The 17,229-nt window shown below is 45.3% G+C and carries 13 protein-coding genes and 1 tRNA gene; 6 read left to right on the forward strand and 8 right to left on the reverse strand.

The features are described 5' to 3' along the window. Positions 1-6: 6 nt before the first annotated feature. Positions 7-786, reverse strand: a complete 780-nt coding sequence (locus H9J30_RS03975) for a TOBE domain-containing protein (protein ID WP_240129784.1) — start codon at positions 784-786, stop codon at positions 7-9. Between the two features lie 202 nt (positions 787-988). On the opposite strand from H9J30_RS03975, the gene modA reads away from it, so the two are divergent. From modA to modC, 3 genes are read left to right on the forward strand one after another with little or no spacing between them, the layout of a single operon-like run. After that, positions 989-1,774 (forward strand): molybdate ABC transporter substrate-binding protein, encoded by a 786-nt coding sequence (modA, locus tag H9J30_RS03980; protein WP_240129785.1) that lies wholly within the window; start codon positions 989-991, stop codon positions 1,772-1,774. Beyond that, entirely contained in the window at positions 1,774-2,511 is a 738-nt protein-coding gene (gene modB / locus H9J30_RS03985; protein WP_240129790.1) for a molybdate ABC transporter permease subunit, read from the forward strand. The genes modA and modB overlap by 1 nt, the downstream gene beginning before the upstream one ends. Then, positions 2,505-3,590, forward strand: a complete 1,086-nt coding sequence (modC, locus tag H9J30_RS03990) for a molybdenum ABC transporter ATP-binding protein ModC (RefSeq protein ID WP_240129791.1) — start codon at positions 2,505-2,507, stop codon at positions 3,588-3,590. Before modB ends, modC begins: the two co-directional genes overlap by 7 nt. Before the next feature lie 154 nt (positions 3,591-3,744). On the opposite strand, the gene H9J30_RS03995 is transcribed toward modC, so the two are convergent. Both H9J30_RS03995 and H9J30_RS04000 read right to left on the reverse strand, forming a co-directional pair. After that, positions 3,745-3,831, reverse strand: a tRNA-Leu gene (locus tag H9J30_RS03995). Between the two features lie 191 nt (positions 3,832-4,022). Then, positions 4,023-5,612 (reverse strand): bacteriohemerythrin, encoded by a 1,590-nt coding sequence (locus H9J30_RS04000; RefSeq protein ID WP_240129792.1) that lies wholly within the window; start codon positions 5,610-5,612, stop codon positions 4,023-4,025. A 314-nt stretch (positions 5,613-5,926) separates the two neighbouring features. On the opposite strand from H9J30_RS04000, the gene H9J30_RS04005 reads away from it, so the two are divergent. Then, the gene (locus H9J30_RS04005) at positions 5,927-6,058 is read left to right on the forward strand and encodes a DUF3149 domain-containing protein (RefSeq protein ID WP_240129794.1); all 132 of its coding nucleotides are present in this window, start codon (positions 5,927-5,929) and stop codon (positions 6,056-6,058) included. Positions 6,059-6,177: 119 nt separating this feature from the next. Here H9J30_RS04005 and H9J30_RS04010 read toward each other — a convergent pair whose 3' ends face one another. Further along, complete coding sequence (locus H9J30_RS04010; RefSeq protein ID WP_240129795.1) at positions 6,178-6,789, reverse strand: superinfection exclusion B family protein; 612 nt, start codon at positions 6,787-6,789, stop codon at positions 6,178-6,180. A 169-nt stretch (positions 6,790-6,958) separates the two neighbouring features. On the opposite strand from H9J30_RS04010, the gene H9J30_RS04015 reads away from it, so the two are divergent. Beyond that, positions 6,959-8,590 (forward strand): ATP-binding protein, encoded by a 1,632-nt coding sequence (locus tag H9J30_RS04015; protein ID WP_240129796.1) that lies wholly within the window; start codon positions 6,959-6,961, stop codon positions 8,588-8,590. Between the two features lie 88 nt (positions 8,591-8,678). Here the strand turns inward: H9J30_RS04015 and tcdA are convergent, their stop codons facing one another. Continuing rightward, a complete protein-coding gene (tcdA, locus tag H9J30_RS04020; protein WP_240129797.1) occupies positions 8,679-9,482 on the reverse strand; it encodes a tRNA cyclic N6-threonylcarbamoyladenosine(37) synthase TcdA in 804 nt (267 codons plus the stop codon). Between the two features lie 1,047 nt (positions 9,483-10,529). On the opposite strand from tcdA, the gene H9J30_RS04025 reads away from it, so the two are divergent. Next, a complete protein-coding gene (locus H9J30_RS04025; RefSeq protein WP_240129798.1) occupies positions 10,530-11,600 on the forward strand; it encodes a porin in 1,071 nt (356 codons plus the stop codon). A gap of 197 nt (positions 11,601-11,797) precedes the next feature. Here H9J30_RS04025 and parC read toward each other — a convergent pair whose 3' ends face one another. From parC to parE, 3 genes are read right to left on the reverse strand one after another with little or no spacing between them, the layout of a single operon-like run. Beyond that, entirely contained in the window at positions 11,798-14,074 is a 2,277-nt protein-coding gene (parC, locus tag H9J30_RS04030; RefSeq protein WP_240129799.1) for a DNA topoisomerase IV subunit A, read from the reverse strand. Beyond that, positions 14,067-15,242 (reverse strand): PQQ-dependent sugar dehydrogenase, encoded by a 1,176-nt coding sequence (locus tag H9J30_RS04035; protein WP_240129800.1) that lies wholly within the window; start codon positions 15,240-15,242, stop codon positions 14,067-14,069. Before H9J30_RS04035 ends, parC begins: the two co-directional genes overlap by 8 nt. Positions 15,243-15,294: 52 nt before the next feature. Then, positions 15,295-17,181, reverse strand: coding sequence for a DNA topoisomerase IV subunit B (parE, locus tag H9J30_RS04040; RefSeq protein ID WP_240129801.1), 1,887 nt, complete (start codon positions 17,179-17,181; stop codon positions 15,295-15,297). Positions 17,182-17,229: the final 48 nt, after the last annotated feature.

Here is a 17,229-nt window from a genome sequence, read left to right on the forward strand (position 1 = left end):
CATGCTTTAATTCATACTGGCAACAATCACTTGTGTGGCATCAAAACAGGCAAAACACGGCTGACCTAGTACTAGCGTTTGGGTGTCTGCCAACGGCATCACTGAGTAGATCACATCCTTGCCACCGATATTGATGGCTAATTCAGCCTTATCGGCCAATTCTGTCACACTCAGTAAGTGCCCACTGACGCAATTTTGCCCCTCGCTCTGGCAGACATAACGACTGGCAATCACTGCGGGCGCCTTAAACAACAATAAAATCGATTGATTAAGCGCTAACTGCAGACGCTCAAAACTGGCATGGGTCACTGAGATTTGGATCTGTTGCCCCCCCGCCAATGTCACCTTCAGGCTGTCATTCAAGCCGAGCGGCTCAATGCTATGGATACGAGCGGTTAACTGGTTGCGGGCGCTGGTTTTAAGGGAGAAATGCGCCATCACATCTAACAGACTGTGCATATCGACTGAATCATCCAGCAGCGCCGACAGCGCCATTTCCTGCACCTGCGAGGTAATGGAGTACACCTTAAGTAAACGCTCACCAAACTCGGTCAGTTTGGCGCCACCGCCGCCTTTACCGCCCTTTTCGCTGCTGACGACGGGCTCGGGCATAGTGGTATTCATCTCGTTTATCGCATCCCACGCGGCCTTATAGCTAATCCCCGCCAACTTGGCGCCTTGGCTTATCGATCCCGTATTGGCCACTTGGCGTAGTAAAGCTATCCGCCGCGTATTGGCGAAAGATTTATCCCCCAATGACAATGTCAGTAGTGCGTGTAAGTCCATGTTCCTGCGCGCCTTAACTTAAGTGAATGTTATTGTCCCCGATCAATCTTGAGATACCAATATGTACACTCAGAATTATCAGCCTAGGTATTGCTGCTTTCACAGATAAATCGAGCCGAGATCACTAATTTATGCATCGGGGCTTGAATACTCGATATATAGATTGGTATATATCGATCACTTTTTATCACGGAGGAACACCATGAGCTCGCTCAAACACTTTTTGCGCTTTACCACAGCCTCAGTCATTGGCTTAGCTCTCAGTTGCAGCGTCAGTTTTGCCTCTGACAAAGAACAAGTAACTGTTTTTGCTGCCGCATCACTCACCAATGCGCTTAATGAGATTGGCCAGCAGTACGAAAAGGAACATCAAACAAAAGTGATTTTCTCCTTTGCCTCGTCTTCAACCTTAGCGAAACAAATTGCCAATGGTGCACCTGCCGATCTGTTTATCTCCGCCAACCAAAAATGGATGGATTACCTCGTCGAGGCCAAGGCGGTCAATGCCGATAGCCGTATTACCCTGTTAAAAAATACCTTAGTGCTGATTGCCGAAAAGAATAGCCCAGTAGACCAAGTCATCCTAAACAGCGATTGGGATATTAAGGCCGCGGTCAATGGCAGCCGTTTAGCGGTGGGCGACCCTGACCATGTCCCAGCTGGACAATACGCCAAGCAAGCGCTTGAAAACCTAAATCTTTGGAAAATCACCGAGCCACTGCTGGCAAGAGCAAACAATGTGCGCGCAGCTTTAGCATTGGTAGAACAGGGCGAAGCACCGCTCGGTATCGTCTATTCAACCGATGCCAAAGTGGCGCAAAAGATTAAAATTGTGGCAACCTTCCCAGCCAGCAGCTATAGCCCAATTGAATATCCCAGCGCCTTAACTCAGCAGCAATCAACTGACAGCGCGAAAGCGTTTAATCAATATCTGCAAGGCCCTAGCGCAAAAGTAGTGTTTGAAAAATATGGCTTTGGAGTGAATTAGTGCTGAGTGATTTTATCTTAAGTGGTTCGCTGTTTAGCGAGCCACTGCTCAGCGAATACGAAACCGCCGCGCTGCTACTGAGCCTCAAAGTCTCGGCGGTTGCGGTGCTCGCCAGTTTACCCTTAGGCATTTTATGCGCTTGGTTGTTAGCACGCGTAGAGTTCCACGGTAAGGCTATCTTCGACAGTCTCCTGCATCTCCCCCTAGTGTTACCACCTGTGGTTGTGGGTTACCTGCTGCTTATCAGCATGGGGCGTCAAGGCATTATCGGACAATGGCTTTATAACTGGTTTGGATTAAGTTTTAGCTTTAGTTGGCGCGGCGCGGCACTCGCCGCTGCAGTGGTCTCCTTTCCTTTAATGGTCAGAGCCATACGTCAATCCTTCGAAACCGTCGATATTCGCCTAGAACAGGCGGCGCGCACCTTGGGAAGCAGTCGCTGGCGGGTATTCCTAACCATCACATTGCCGCTCACCTCGCCCGGTATCGTCTCAGGGATGATCATCGCCTTTGCCCGCAGCCTAGGTGAATTTGGCTCAACCATCACCTTCGTCTCCAATATTCCCGGTGAAACTCGCACGATTCCGCTAGCCATGTATTCCTTTATCGAAACGCCAGGAGCAGAATATGAGGCAATGCGCCTATGTATCATCTCGATAGTGATAGCGCTGGCCTCCTTACTCGCCTCCCAATGGCTCACTAAAAAGGCCCTCAAAAGAACGGCAAGTGTATGTTAAACATCAATATTGAAAAACAACTCGGCCAACTGCAACTTAAGGTGAACACCCAATTGCCGTTACAGGGCGTCACCGCCGTATTCGGCCGATCGGGAGCAGGCAAAACCTCCTTAGTGAATTTACTTGGCGGATTAACCACGCCGGACAAAGGCGAAATTAGCCTTGGCGATACGCTGTTGTTTAGACATAAAACCGTTAATCTCCCCCCTGAAAAACGCCGAATTGGCTATGTCTTTCAAGAAGCGAGATTATTTCCCCATTACAGTGTGAAAGGTAATCTCACCTATGGGATGCGCCATAAAGCACCTGAATTGTTCGACAAAGTGGTCTCGCTACTGGGTATAGAAAAACTCTTAAGCCGCTATCCCAGCACACTCTCTGGCGGTGAAAAACAACGGGTTGCGATTGGCCGGGCACTGCTCACCTCGCCGCAAATGTTATTGATGGATGAACCATTAGCCTCCCTCGATTTGCCACGGAAACGGGAATTACTGCCCTATCTACAAACCCTCGCGCAGGAATTGAAGCTGCCGATTATCTATGTCAGCCACAGCTTGGATGAAATCCTACAACTTGCCGACCATATGCTGGTATTGCATCAAGGTCAGATCATTGCCCAAGGGCCACTGACTGACGTGTGGAATAGCGAACAAATGCGCCCTTGGGTGCCACTGCAGGAATTAAGTTCACTTATTTGCGCCAGAATCGCCGACAGCCATCCCGATTATCCAATGACCAGACTGGTGATGGATGATGGCAATCAGCTCTGGGTCAGCGGTCTGTCGCCACAAAACCACAAACAGGTAAAAGTGCGGATCCAAGCAAACCATGTCTCGGTTTGTACTGCGGAACCTAAAAGGTCGAGCATTCGTAACGTACTCAAAGGGAAGATAAAAGAACTTTATCCAAGTGATAATGGCGAGCAAGTCCAGCTCAAAATCGCCTTAGGCAACGACGAGCTCTGGGCCAACATCACCCTATGGGCCTGTGACGAGTTACAACTTGTGGCAGGAAAAGAGATTTACGCTCAGATAAAAGGCGTGACCATGACGCAGATGGATATTGCCCAATCCCACTAAATTATCAGCAAAGGCAAAATTGCGTCTCGATACCCATACTACTCATCAAAATGATGACTATACGAATATAGCATCAAGCTCACGCAGATTATTTTACTGAATTGGAGGTACAAAAAAACCGACTCAAGGTCGGTTTTAGTCCCTTTAATAGGGATGGTACCAGAGGACGGACTCGAACCGTCACGCTTTTAAGGGCGGCGGATTTTGAATCCGCTGTGTCTACCGATTTCACCACTCTGGCATTATGAGTTGTTAGAGCTAACAAAAACAATCAGCTGGCTCTAAGTGGTGGGAATTATACCTTTGCCGAAGACAATGGCAAGCCCTTTTCAAAGGCTTGTAGACAAATTAGATTTAACCGCTCAAAAATCCGTCTTCTAGTCACATGTCCTCTGCGAGGATACACCATAGTCATAATAACGGCAGCTAAATCTACTCTGCACCATGGGCAAGTAAAAATTGGGCATATTCCTTATCACTTTTTTGAATATGGTTCACTAACCAAGATTTTAAGAATGCCATTAACTCATCGGCTACATCTTCACCTCTGGCAACCCGCTTTTGAAAATCAAGAACTTGACCAACAAGCTGAGCATGCTTTTCTTTATGTCCATTGGTTTGTGGATAACCAAAACGAGCAAAAAGCTCTTCTTCATAGGAAAAATGATTCGCGGTGTAATCCACAAGTCCTTGAACAATTCGTTTGATCGCCTCAAGGCCATAGGCTTCGCTTAAGGTACGGTGCAATTCGTTAACCAAGGAAACTAAACGTTGATGCTGACGGTTAATCTCAGACATTCCAATATCGAGCTCTGGCCCCCATTTCACAAACAATTTATTTTGGGCTTGGCTAGAGGTAAACAGCTGTTTATCCACATGGAAACGATGCAGCAGCGAGCCAATCTCCTGAGACATATTGTAAACCTTGAGACTGGATAAATTGGTTAGATTCGTATGATGAGCATTCTTCAATGCCAGTTCGGCCATCACGCTGATGTTTTTGTTAATTTCCTCAGCAACGGCATGCTGTTCTTCCGATGCGGTGGCGATCTGATGGGACATATCCGTAATGCTTTCAACGTGAGTGACAATTTCACCCAGAGATTTATGGGCTTGCTCTACCATCAAGGCGGTTTCATCGGCGATAGTGACGTTTTTTAACATCACCTCCACCCCTTGTTGGGCGCCCTTTTGCAATGCCGTTATCTGCTGTTGAATTTCGGCGGTTGCCTCTGAGGTGCGTTTCGCCAAATTTCGGACCTCATCAGCAACGACAGCAAATCCACGACCATGCTCACCCGCTCTGGCGCTCTCAATCGCCGCATTGAGCGCGAGCAGGTTAGTTTGCTCTGCCACTTGGGAAATGGTTTCAATAATGCTGCTAATGCTATTGGTATCAGCGGCAAGATGCTCAATAACCGACTTTGTTTGATGGATTTGTGTGGTCATATCGTTAATTTTATTTACGATATGTCCCATTATTTCATCGCCATGCTTCGCAGAATTTTGAGCGATATCGGCGGCTTGCGCGGTACTGGCGGCATTATGCGAGACTTCTTGTACGGTTGAAACCATCTGCGTCATCGCCGTTGCAGCAAGCTCAGTCTGGCGTTCCTGCTCAAGTACGCCTTGTTTGGCCTGCTCACTGATCGTTTTAATATCCGTCGCGACTTTCTTCATCCATTCGCTGGTATCGATTAAGGACAAAATCGTACGGCTTACATCTTCGCCCATTCGATTGATGCTATGTACGACGCTGTTAAAGACGCCAGCATCTTTTTCGTCAAGCTGATAACTCAAATCACCCTCGCCTAAGTGATGGGCTGCACGTTCGAGTTGTCTCAAATGACGGATCAGTTTGTTAATGTTAAAAAAAAGAATGACTGCTAGCGCAATTAAGCACAGCGTTGCAAGCAAGTATCCGCTGGTGACTAAACCGTAGAGTGGATATAAAAGTAACAGCATGGGGGCAAAGATAATACCATTTCCCATTGTGCCCTTTTTGACAGTAGTGCTGGCCATTTTTGGCTCCTTCAAAAATGCAGTCTAACTTTAATGGATGCGAAACAGATTAGTTAATACTTAACTCTCCGTATCATTTAATGATTTTTCATGGTGCTCCCCATAAGCCTAGTCTCTAATTAAGTAAGAAACAAAGCCCAAAGGATTGAGTTTAGTAATATTTTATCAAGCACTAAATTTGAACCAGATCACATGGTTAATCTCTGGTTACAATATTGTTTTAGGATGTCGAATTTTTATTGATCAGGATCAGTATTTGCAAACGCCAAGGGCGCTAGTGTAAGGAGGACTTCACAAGAAAGAGGATTTCAATCATGGCATTCTGGTTAGATTTAATGTTCGGTAACCCAATTGGTTTACTTTCAATGATCGTTATCTTTAGCACTATAGGGATAATTTCTTATATCACTTGGTTGTTCATCGTGAAGTCAGCGCCACAATCGTAGTTTTTGCTTCCAAATTGTTATTCTGTTCATTGTACTTTGTAAAAATTGCACGTTGTTATGGGGGTTCCAATAACCCCCATTTTTTATGCTTGTAATTTAATGTTTATCCGACACCAAACTTAAGCAGCATGTTTACGGTTTTGTACTAAACCATTAAGAAACTGCGGGCGCGCTTTAATAAGATGCTGCATTTCCTCTTGACTTGGCTCCCCTGCAGGTAAACGTAAAACACCGCGATTTAAGTACATACGCGCTTTCATCGAAATCTTATAATCCGCCGTAGGTCCTTGGATGGCATAATGGCGTTCATTACCTAAACATTCCAAAATACAGGCATTAAGCAAACTTTTTACCGCAGGTTCATTTTGCGGCAATGTCAAAATGGTGGCGCCCTGTAAAAAGAACTCTCGCAATAACGCCCGCTCGGCACGATCGAGTAGATTAACCTTAGCCTCAATGGTCTCGATGATGCGCTTGTCACTTAAATGACGAATCGACTCATCTAACCCCAAGTTCAATAATTGAGTTAAAAAATAAGCGATTGAAATAATAAGACCCAGCCCGACAAAATGCGCATGTTCGGGGACAAACTTATCAAGCGCAAGCATTGCAAGGATGTTTGATGGAATCGCCAATAAAACGCCACAGCTCACCATTAGCCACAACATCACCCGAAACATCATCTTCTTAGGGCTAAACAGCTTCACGGAATCGAATTTGAATTTAATCATAGTGTTATCCCAGCGACAAAAAATTGAACTTAGCCAGCATAAAGCAAGTTTGATGCCATTATATTCTTCAATATTGAGGGATTTTTCACAGGGGTAATATGCGAAATTATTTGGGCTTGAGTCTATGCTTATAAGCATCCAACTCGCTATCAGATAAAGATTATTTAAGATGCTGACCTTCTTTAGTCAATTTATAAAAAGTCCGATTGGCAGGCATCTCACCTTGTCGATTGTACTATTCAGCTCCTTAATCACGCTAATAACCACGGTCTACCAACTGATTAGCGATTATCGTGGCGATGTGAGCCGGATTGACAGAGTGTTTTCTAACATAGAGAAAGCTAACCTTGATGTATTAGCCGCAAGTATTTGGGTAATTGATGAAAGACTGATTAACACTCAACTGAACGGACTTATCCAACTACCTGATATAAATCATATTTCAATAAAAGATGATAGTGGTCAGTCGTGGAATGCAGGTAAATCAAAACCAACTCATACTTTAAATAAAATCTTTCCTTTGGTATATAAATCGCCTACCGATAACATCAATGTTGGCACCTTAGAAGTTCAAGTGGATATGGATGCCATTTACCAACGCCTTTACGATAAAGCCATACTCATTCTACTTTCCAATGGTATCAAAACCTTCTTAGTGGCTGGATTTATTCTATTTTTAGTTTGGTACAACATCACGAAACATCTCGATAAACTCAGTAATTACTGCAAACGGATTAACTTAGACGCTGACTTCGAGCCGCTTCAATTTGAGCGTAAAGAGAAAGCCGATGAATTCAAGCAAGTTGCTGATGCGATTAACAGCATGCAAGGGCAACTTCGTCACTCATTCGAGGCGCTTAAAAGTTCTAAAGCGGAGTTACAGACAGCGTTAGAGGATAGAGAGCGATTACTGAAACTCGAACGCAGTTATAAGGAAGAACTCGCAAGACAAGTTAAAGAAAGAACGCAGGAATTAGAGCAATCTTTAGCAGCCTTGAAGCATGCGCAGCAGGTGTTAGTTGAGCAGGAAAAAATGGCGGCGTTAGGTGGGTTAGTGTCAGGTGTCGCACATGAAATCAACACCCCCATTGGCATTTGTTTAACCGCCGCCAGCGCACAATTAAGTCATATAGAAGAGCTGATTGAGCTTATCCACAGCGAGCAAGCAACGCTTGACGAAATCAATGCGATTTTGGATGAGTATCAACAAAGTTGTGAACTTATCGTCCGTAATATCACTAAAGCCAGCAGTTTAATTCAAAAATTCAAAACGATTGCTATCGATCGCAGTCACGAAGAACATCAGTGCATCAATCTGCAGACCCAACTGAAACAGATTGTAGAGTCTAGCTTGCTCATGCATCCAACACTCAAAGCACAGACGCAACTGCACGTTGACCCTAGCTTAAACATTCAAACTAATGCGAGCCTATTAAACCAAATCGTCAGTAATATATTGTCCAACGCTTATACGCATGCGTTTCAAAATAGGGAAGATAATCAGATACTGATCAGCACCAGTATTGAGCAAGAGGTTGTAAATATCAGCATTCAGAATAATGGTATCGCAATTCCACCAGAGATTGCTGAACATATGTTTGAACCATTCTTTACCACCAACAGAAGTAAAGGAGGCACAGGATTAGGCTTATCCGCCGCCTTTAATGCGGCAACCCTGTTAAAAGGCACGATGAGCTATCAAGCAGACTCCAAATTGGGTGGTGCTCAGTTTAATGTCCGTATCCCCCTAAATCGATGCTATTTACCAAAGATTGGCACACACCACGACTTCACTATTTGAGGTGCAGGTGCAGCTGAACCTAAAACAACAATCCACAGCATTGGCTGTGGATTAAGTTTTTAAACGCTAAAAAACTCGGGCTAATCGGCTATTCATTCGCCAATTGAGCCAACCGGGCAAGGACACGGCTCGCCGCCACAAATCCAAACGTGCCAGTGACCATGGTGACTGCACCAAAACCCGAGGCACAATCCATCCGCATAGTGCCATCGGCAGAGGCTTTACTGCTACAAACGGAGCCATCGGCCTGTGGATAGACGAGCTGCTCACTGGAAAACACCGCATCTACGGCAAAGCGGCGCTGAACATTCTTAGAGAAATTATATTCACGGCGCAGAATGTTGCGCACTTTTGCCAGCAAAGGATCTTGATATGTCTTAGCTAAATCAGTCAGTTGGATCTGAGTGGGATCGACCTGCCCCCCCGCACCGCCTACTGTCACGATTTTGATTTTTTGACGTTTACACCAAGCAATAAGTGCCGCTTTTTGTTTAACAGCATCAATACAATCAACAACATAATCAATATTGCCCCCAGCCTGAGCGCCGAGTAAATACTCACCAAGATTGTCAACCGTAATAAAATCTTCGACCTCATTAACTTGGCAATCCGGATTGATCTCGCGGATCCGCTTAGACATCACAGCCACTTTGGAATCGCCAATGGTTGAGGCCAGGGCGTGAATCTGCCGATTGGTATTGGTCACACAGATATCATCTAAATCAATGAGCGTTATTTGACCAATGCCACTTCGAGCTAAGGCCTCTGCCGCCCACGTCCCCACACCACCAATACCAATAACCACGACATGAGAGACGGCAAATTTTGCGAGCGCCTTTTGCCCGTACAAGCGGCCTATGCCACCAAAGCGATTTTGATAGGCTTCAGTCATCAATACTTACCTTAATATCTGGCTAACATCGCTGTTCCTGAAAGGCTTAGAAACTTCCTCATCAGCGGCAGCATAATGCAATAAAAATCTGTCGCGGATTCTAAACGATTTAAGCCGAAAACCGAAATCACCGTCAACACGCTGCGTATTTGGACAATATAATCTTAACCAAGTGAGAGAGATAAACAGCTAACAGCCCTGCAAAACTGAATAAATTATCGCCTTATGACTAGGGCGTGTTGACGTTTCAGGGTTATTTTTTGCAGCAATTTGGCTCACCGTTTATGCAAGGCAAAGTCCGTACTGTGTAGTTATTCTACATAAACGGACGATAACGCAGCAGAAACGTCAGCCAAATGCAGCCCGAAGGGGTCGTCTGGCAAGCCCTTGCGCTTACTTTCTGTCATAAGAGCCGCTCGTCATTTGAGTAGAATAACGACACATCATTCCTCGTTTCGCGAGCACTAGCTTGTCAGAACGAACAAAATTTAATCTCGAAACGTCAACACGCCCTAATACTATGGTCTATGACCAGTGCAAGTGAGCTGATAAGCATAGGAAAGCGACAATATCTAAATGGCAGAAACACCGCACCAAAATAAATCATTGATTTTAAATAATTAAACAAACAAACTTAAGGGGTGATTTTCGCTAAAAAAGCAACTTGGAACGGTTTTTTAATTGTACTGCATACTAAATATCAACAACATCCCCGTTTATGACAAGCTTGCGACAGCATTAGCATATGCTACAGTTAGCCCCGCCGGCTCATTTGTGCCATGGCACTTCACCTATCCCTTTAGTGGTATGTGAAAAATACAGTTTTATGACTTTCACGTCGATTTACGATCAAGCTATAGGGAAATTTCCTAAAAAACCCCGAATACGGGCAAGGAGAGCCAAAAACATGATCTGCGACACAGCCTGCAGGTCGCAAAACTGTAAGAATCGGCAGCAACTTTGTTACTGATTTCTGTAACAAATGTGTTAAACCACACAAAAACCATGAAAAATGGATAAGAACTTAGGTTCGAGGGAGCACAAAACATGAAAAAGACATTCATCTCTGCATCAGTCGCATCAGTATTAGCACTGGCCTCATTCGGTGCGCTAGCCGAAGGCCCAAGCTTCTACGGTCGTTTAGAGCTTGCATTAACCAATACTGAAACAGGTGCAACTCTACAATCTGGCACTAACGGTGTTGATACTAAAAACTATGCTGATGAAAACAATGGCGGCACTTATTTAGAAAATAACTTCTCTCTGTTAGGAGTTAAAGGTTCTGAAAAGATTGCCAACGGTTATGATGTTGTTTATCAAATGGAATTCCAAGTTGAAAACACTTCAGGTTCTGGTGATGTGTTCAAAGCACGTAACACTTTCCTCGGTTTAAAAACTAATGCAGGTACTGTATTAGTGGGTCGTAATGACACTGTATTTAAACAAGCTGAAGGTAACGTAGACGTATTTGGTAACACCAACGCGGATATCGACCGTTTAGTTGGCGCACAAACCCGTAGCGCAGATGGCGTATGGTACTACTCACCAAAAATCGCCGATTTAGTGACCTTAAACGCAACTTATCTGTTCGATGATAACGACACCACTGCAAAAACCAACGAAAGCTTATACGCTCTGAGTGCAACTCTGGGTGATAGCAAGTTCAAAGATCAAAACTACTACTTAGCGGTTGCCTATAACAAAGGTATTGCGGGTATTGATGCATACCGTGGTGTAGCACAAGTTAAATTTGGCGATTTCAAAGTGGGTGGTTTATTCCAAAACTCTGAAAGCGTAACTGATAGCTCAGTAGATGGTAACACTTACTTTGTAAACGTTGTTTACACTTTAAACGGTGTTAACCTGAAAGCCGAATACGGCTTTGATGAAACAGGCTTTGGTAACTACTACAAAAACGTTACCACTGGTACAAACCTGTTAAAAGGCGCAGACATCAGCGTACAAAACTTCAACGTAGGTGCTGACTACCGCTTCTCTAAATCAACTATGGTTTACGGCCAATATTCAATGTACAGCGGTGACCATGTTGTAGCAGGTAACAAAGTAGACCTACAAGACGACAACGTATTCTCTGTTGGTGTACGTTACGACTTCTAATATCCTTTTGGATATGTGCTAATAAAAACCTACCGCTTGCGGTAGGTTTTTTTATGCCTTGCATTTAATATTCGCCACCCTCTAGGAAATAAAAATCCTTGAAATAAAAAAGCCACTCAAGAGAAACAAACTCGAGTGGCTTCTTTATTAGCTAGTTTGCCTATATCAAGAGCAAACACTCACGCAATAAGTAAGCATTAAATGCTAGGCAAAACCTCAGCACCTTCGCCTAATTCCACGCTATCGACGCGCTGTAATCCGCGCGGCAACTTGGCACCACGGCGGCCACGTTCACCACGATAATGCTCTAAATCACTGGGTTTTAGCGTAAGTTTACGTTTACCCGCCCACAGGGTGACGGCGGTATCGGCAGGAACAAGTTGTAAATGTGTCATTAACTCTTCACGGTTTTTAGCACGTTCGCTTGGAATACCGATAATCTTATTACCTTTACCCTTGGATAATTGTGGTAATGCTTCCAATGAAAACAATAACATACGACCTTCATTGGTGATGGCCAAGATAGACATCTCCCGATTACGGTCAATCGGTTTAGGCGGTAAAGATTTGGCATTCGTCGGTAAGCTCAATAGGGCTTTACCCGCCTTATTACGAGATACCATGTCATTGAAAGTACAAATAAAGCCATAGCCCGCATCGGTTGCTAAGAGGAAGCATTGCTCATCTTCACCCAAAATAACATGCTGCATGGTCTCACCAGGCGCCATATTAAAGCGGGTAGTAATTGGCTCACCTTGGCTTCGAGCCGATGGCAGACTATGACTATCGGTCGCAAAAGCGCGCCCGGATGAGTCAATAAACACCGCCGCCTGATTACTACGCCCCATGGCACTACAGAGATATTGATCGCCCGCCTTATAGGATAAAGACTCCGCATCAATATCATGACCTTTAGCACAACGCACCCAGCCTTTATCGGATAACACCACTGTCACAGGCTCACTCGGTGTCAGCTCTTGCTCAGTTAAGGCTTTAGACTCATGACGCTCGACGATAGGAGAACGACGCTCATCGCCATAGGTCTCACCATCTTGGATTAACTCTTTCTTAATTAAGGTTTTTAAGCGGCGCTCAGAGCCTAATAATTGCTCTAACTTTTCACGTTCAGCTTCAAGCTCATCCTGCTCGGCCTTAATCTTAAATTCTTCTAACTTAGCTAAATGGCGTAATTTTAACTCGAGTATGGCCTCAGCTTGTTTATCCGTTAGATTAAAACGCGCCATCAACTCCGCTTTAGGCTCATCGTGAAAGCGAATGATCTCAATCACTTCGTCGATATTGAGGAAAGCGATCATTAATGCTTCAAGAATATGTAAGCGCGCCAGCACTTTATCTAAACGATATTCGAGGCGACGTCTTACGGTATCGACACGGAATTCTAACCATTCGGTGAGTAGGTCTTTTAAGCCTTTTACTCGTGGACGACCATCAAGACCAAGCACGTTAAGGTTTACCCTAAAGCTTTTCTCAAGATCGGTGGTCGCAAATAAGTGAGCCATGAGTTGATCGCAATCAACACGGTTAGAGCGTGGAACAATCACTAAGCGAACAGGATTTTCATGGTCAGACTCATCACGCAAGTCAGCAACCATAGGCAATTTTTTCGCCTGCATTTGCGCAGCAATCTGCTCTAAAATCTTACCACTACTCGCCTGATGCGGCAGTGCAGTGATGACAACCTCCCCCGCCTCCACACTGTAAACGGCACGGGCTTTTAAGGAGCCCCGCCCCGTTTCATAGATTTTGGCAATATCGGCAGCGGGAGTAATAATCTCAGCTTCAGTAGGATAATCAGGCCCCGGCACGTAGGCCATCAACTGTTCAAGGTCGAGTTTAGGCTCTTCTAAAAGCGCGACGCAGGCATTCACCAACTCTCTGGCATTATGTGGCGGAATATCCGTCGCCATCCCCACCGCAATGCCTGTAATACCATTGAGTAGAATATGGGGTAAGCGTGCCGGCAGTACTTTGGGTTCTTTTAGAGTGCCATCGAAGTTCGCGCCCCATTCAACTGTACCTTGTCCTAGCTCAGATAATAACACCTCAGAAAATTTCGACAGGCGAGCTTCGGTATAACGCATTGCAGCGAATGACTTAGGATCGTCTGGCGCCCCCCAGTTTCCTTGACCATCAACTAGCGGATAGCGATAGGAAAATGGCTGCGCCATCAGTACCATCGCCTCATAACAGGCGCTATCGCCATGGGGGTGGTACTTACCTAATACGTCACCCACAGTGCGGGCCGATTTTTTATGCTTAGATTGCGCGGATAAACCGAGCTCGCTCATGGCATAAATAATCCGGCGCTGCACCGGTTTAAGACCATCACCGATATGGGGTAAGGCACGGTCCATGATGACGTACATGGAATAATTCAGATAAGCTTCTTCGGTAAAGCGCCGCAATGGCATCTGCTCTACGCCATCCAAGCTTAACTTGATTGCGTCACTCATTTTCTTCTAGTTCCTGTGGTTCTTCAGTATTATCGCCATTCCTATAGAACAGCCGATACAGGTTACCTTTCAAATCATCCGAAATGTACATAGCCCCATCGCCACCCGACAACAATGCATAGGGACGGGCAACCGGAAACTCACCATCGAGAAAACTCACCACAGTTTCGCGACTGACCACCTGCTGATTTTCAAGCTTCAACATGACGATTTGATAACCGACTTTGCTTGAACGGTTCCAAGAACCATTTTCAGCAACAAACAATTGGTTATGATAGATTTGTGGGAATTGCTTACCACGGTAAAACGCCAATCCCGTTGGTGCAACATGGGCAGGCAGTTCATATACAGGTACGCTAATTTTTAAATTTTGGGGTTTTTCGTAGGCGGGCTCCACCACGGACGATGCATGCAGATAGGGGAAACCATAGTGGCTGCCCATCACATCTACACGGTTAATCTCATCGGGTGGCAAGTTATCACCCATCCAATCCCGCCCCTGATCGGCAAACCATAATTTGCCATCCTGTGGAGACCAGTCAAATCCAGTCACATTTCGGATGCCCAAGGCAATTTGTTCGCTTGCGCCAGTATCGACATTGATCGCAATAATGCTGCTATGGGGCGCGCTTGCTTCACACACGTTACAAGGTGCGCCGATAGAGACATAGAGCCGACCATCAGGGCCAAACTTCATCGCTCGCGCACTTTTTTTGTCTGACTCGGGTAGATCGCTATAAATCTCTTTAGGCCGGCTAGGACGACGCAAACGCTGCTCGATATCAATAAAACGCACGATTCGATTTTCAGTTGCAACAAACAGGTCGCCATGATGAAACGCTATCGCATCGGGTGATTCAAGCCCTTTGGCGATAACATAACGCTTATCAACACGACCATCTTGGTTACTATCAACAAGCGCATGCACTGTGCCACTTTTATTGGAACCGACAAATAACGTGCCGTTTGAACCCATTGCAATTTGTTTGGCATCTCCAAGATCGGAGGCGTAAAGCGATAAACCAAACCCCTTTGAGACGGTGATCATGATTGACTGGGACCCTGCAATAGCCGTCTGAAAGGGTAACAACGCCAGACTTACCAGTAGGGTCCAATAGGCAGAGAACACTGTTAGATATTTATAATTATTCGTTTTTATATACAACATGGTAATTTTCTTTATGCCTAAGTGTTATTGTTATCGGCAATAGTGCACAACATTAAAGTACCGCCATGTCACCCTTATCTTCGAGCCAGTTTTTACGATCGGGTGAACGCTTTTTAGCCAGCAGCATATCCATCAGGGAATCGGTTTCTTCCGCATCATCAATGGTTAACTGGACTAAACGCCGAGTGTTTGGATCCATTGTTGTTTCACGCAATTGGAGGGGATTCATTTCACCCAACCCTTTGAAGCGTGTTACCTGAACCTTCCCTTTTTTATTCTCAGCGTTGATACGATCAAGAACACCTTCTTTCTCGGCCTCATCTAAGGCGTAATAGACATCTTTACCTATATCAATACGGAACAGTGGCGGCATGGCAATATAAACATGGCCCTGTTCCACCAACACTCGGTAATGCTTCAAAAACAGCGCACAGAGTAAAGTTGCAATATGCAATCCATCGGAGTCGGCATCTGCGAGAATACAGATTTTGCCATACCTTAACTCAGAAATATCATTGCTATCGGGGTCGCAACCAATAGCCACAGAAATGTCATGCACTTCCTGCGAGGCCAATACCTGCGAAGCATCCACTTCCCAGGTATTTAAGATTTTTCCACGCAGCGGCATAATAGCTTGAAACTCACGATCCCGCGCCTGTTTAGCACTGCCTCCTGCCGAGTCACCTTCCACGAGGAACAACTCACCGCGCATCGGATCTTGTCCACTACAATCGGTCAGTTTACCTGGCAATGCAGGGCCTGAAGTAACCTTTTTACGGGCGACTTTTTTCGCTGCTTTTAAACGCTTTTGCGCGTTATTGATACACATCTCAGCCAATGATTCGGCCAATTCGGTATTCGAATTTAACCAAAGTGAAAACGCATCGCGGACAATGCCAGAAACAAAGGCCGAACTTTGACGGCTAGAAAGCTTCTCTTTAGTTTGCCCTGCAAACTGCGGGTCTTGCATCTTCACCGACAGAATAAACGCCGCACGATCCCAAATATCCTCAGGAGAGAGCTTTATCCCACGGGGGATCAGATTGCGAAACTCACAAAACTCGCGCATTGATTCCAGCAAACCTTGACGGAAACCATTGACATGGGTACCACCGAGGGGAGTTGGGATCAGGTTGACATAACTTTCGTTAATCGACTCCCCGCCCTCAGGCAACCAGGTAATAGCCCAATCAGCCGCCTCAATTTGCCCCTTAAAACTGCCGATAAAAGGCTCTTCCGGCAACATTACATTATCGCCAACCGCAGTTTTAAGATAATCGGTTAGTCCACTCTCGTAGTACCACTCATGTACTTCGTTAGTGTGCTTATTAGTAAACTTGATCCTAAGGCCCGGACACAATACCGCCTTAGCACGCAGTAAATAGATGAGTTTTGAATTGGAGAAATTCGCCGAATCAAAATAGCTGGCGTCGGGCCAAAAATGCACTCGAGTACCAGTATTGCGCCGACCACAGGTACCAGTGACTTTTAGCTCTTCAACTTTAAAGCCATTTTCAAATGCAATATCATACACTTGGCCATCACGGCGCACTGTGACTTCGACTCTGCGAGACAGGGCGTTAACAACTGAAATCCCCACACCGTGCAAACCACCGGAAAATTGGTAATTTTTATTTGAAAACTTACCGCCGGCATGCAGTTTAGTGAGGATCAATTCAACCCCAGGAATGCCTTCCTCGGGATGAATATCTACTGGCATACCACGACCATCGTCAGTGACTTCCAGTGAGTTATCGGTGTATAGCACAACTTCGATTTTAGTAGCATGACCTGCTAAGGCTTCATCGACACTGTTATCTATGACCTCTTGGCCTAAATGGTTAGGTCGGGTGGTATCGGTATACATACCTGGACGGCGTTTTACTGGGTCAAGTCCGTTAAGAACTTCAATGGCGTCAGAGGTGTATTGATTCGTCATAGTGTACGCTATAAGTTGTTATATCCGGCCATGTTGCGGCTCTGGATG

Source organism: Shewanella cutis, from assembly GCF_022410515.1.
GTDB classification, from domain to species: domain Bacteria; phylum Pseudomonadota; class Gammaproteobacteria; order Enterobacterales; family Shewanellaceae; genus Shewanella; species Shewanella cutis.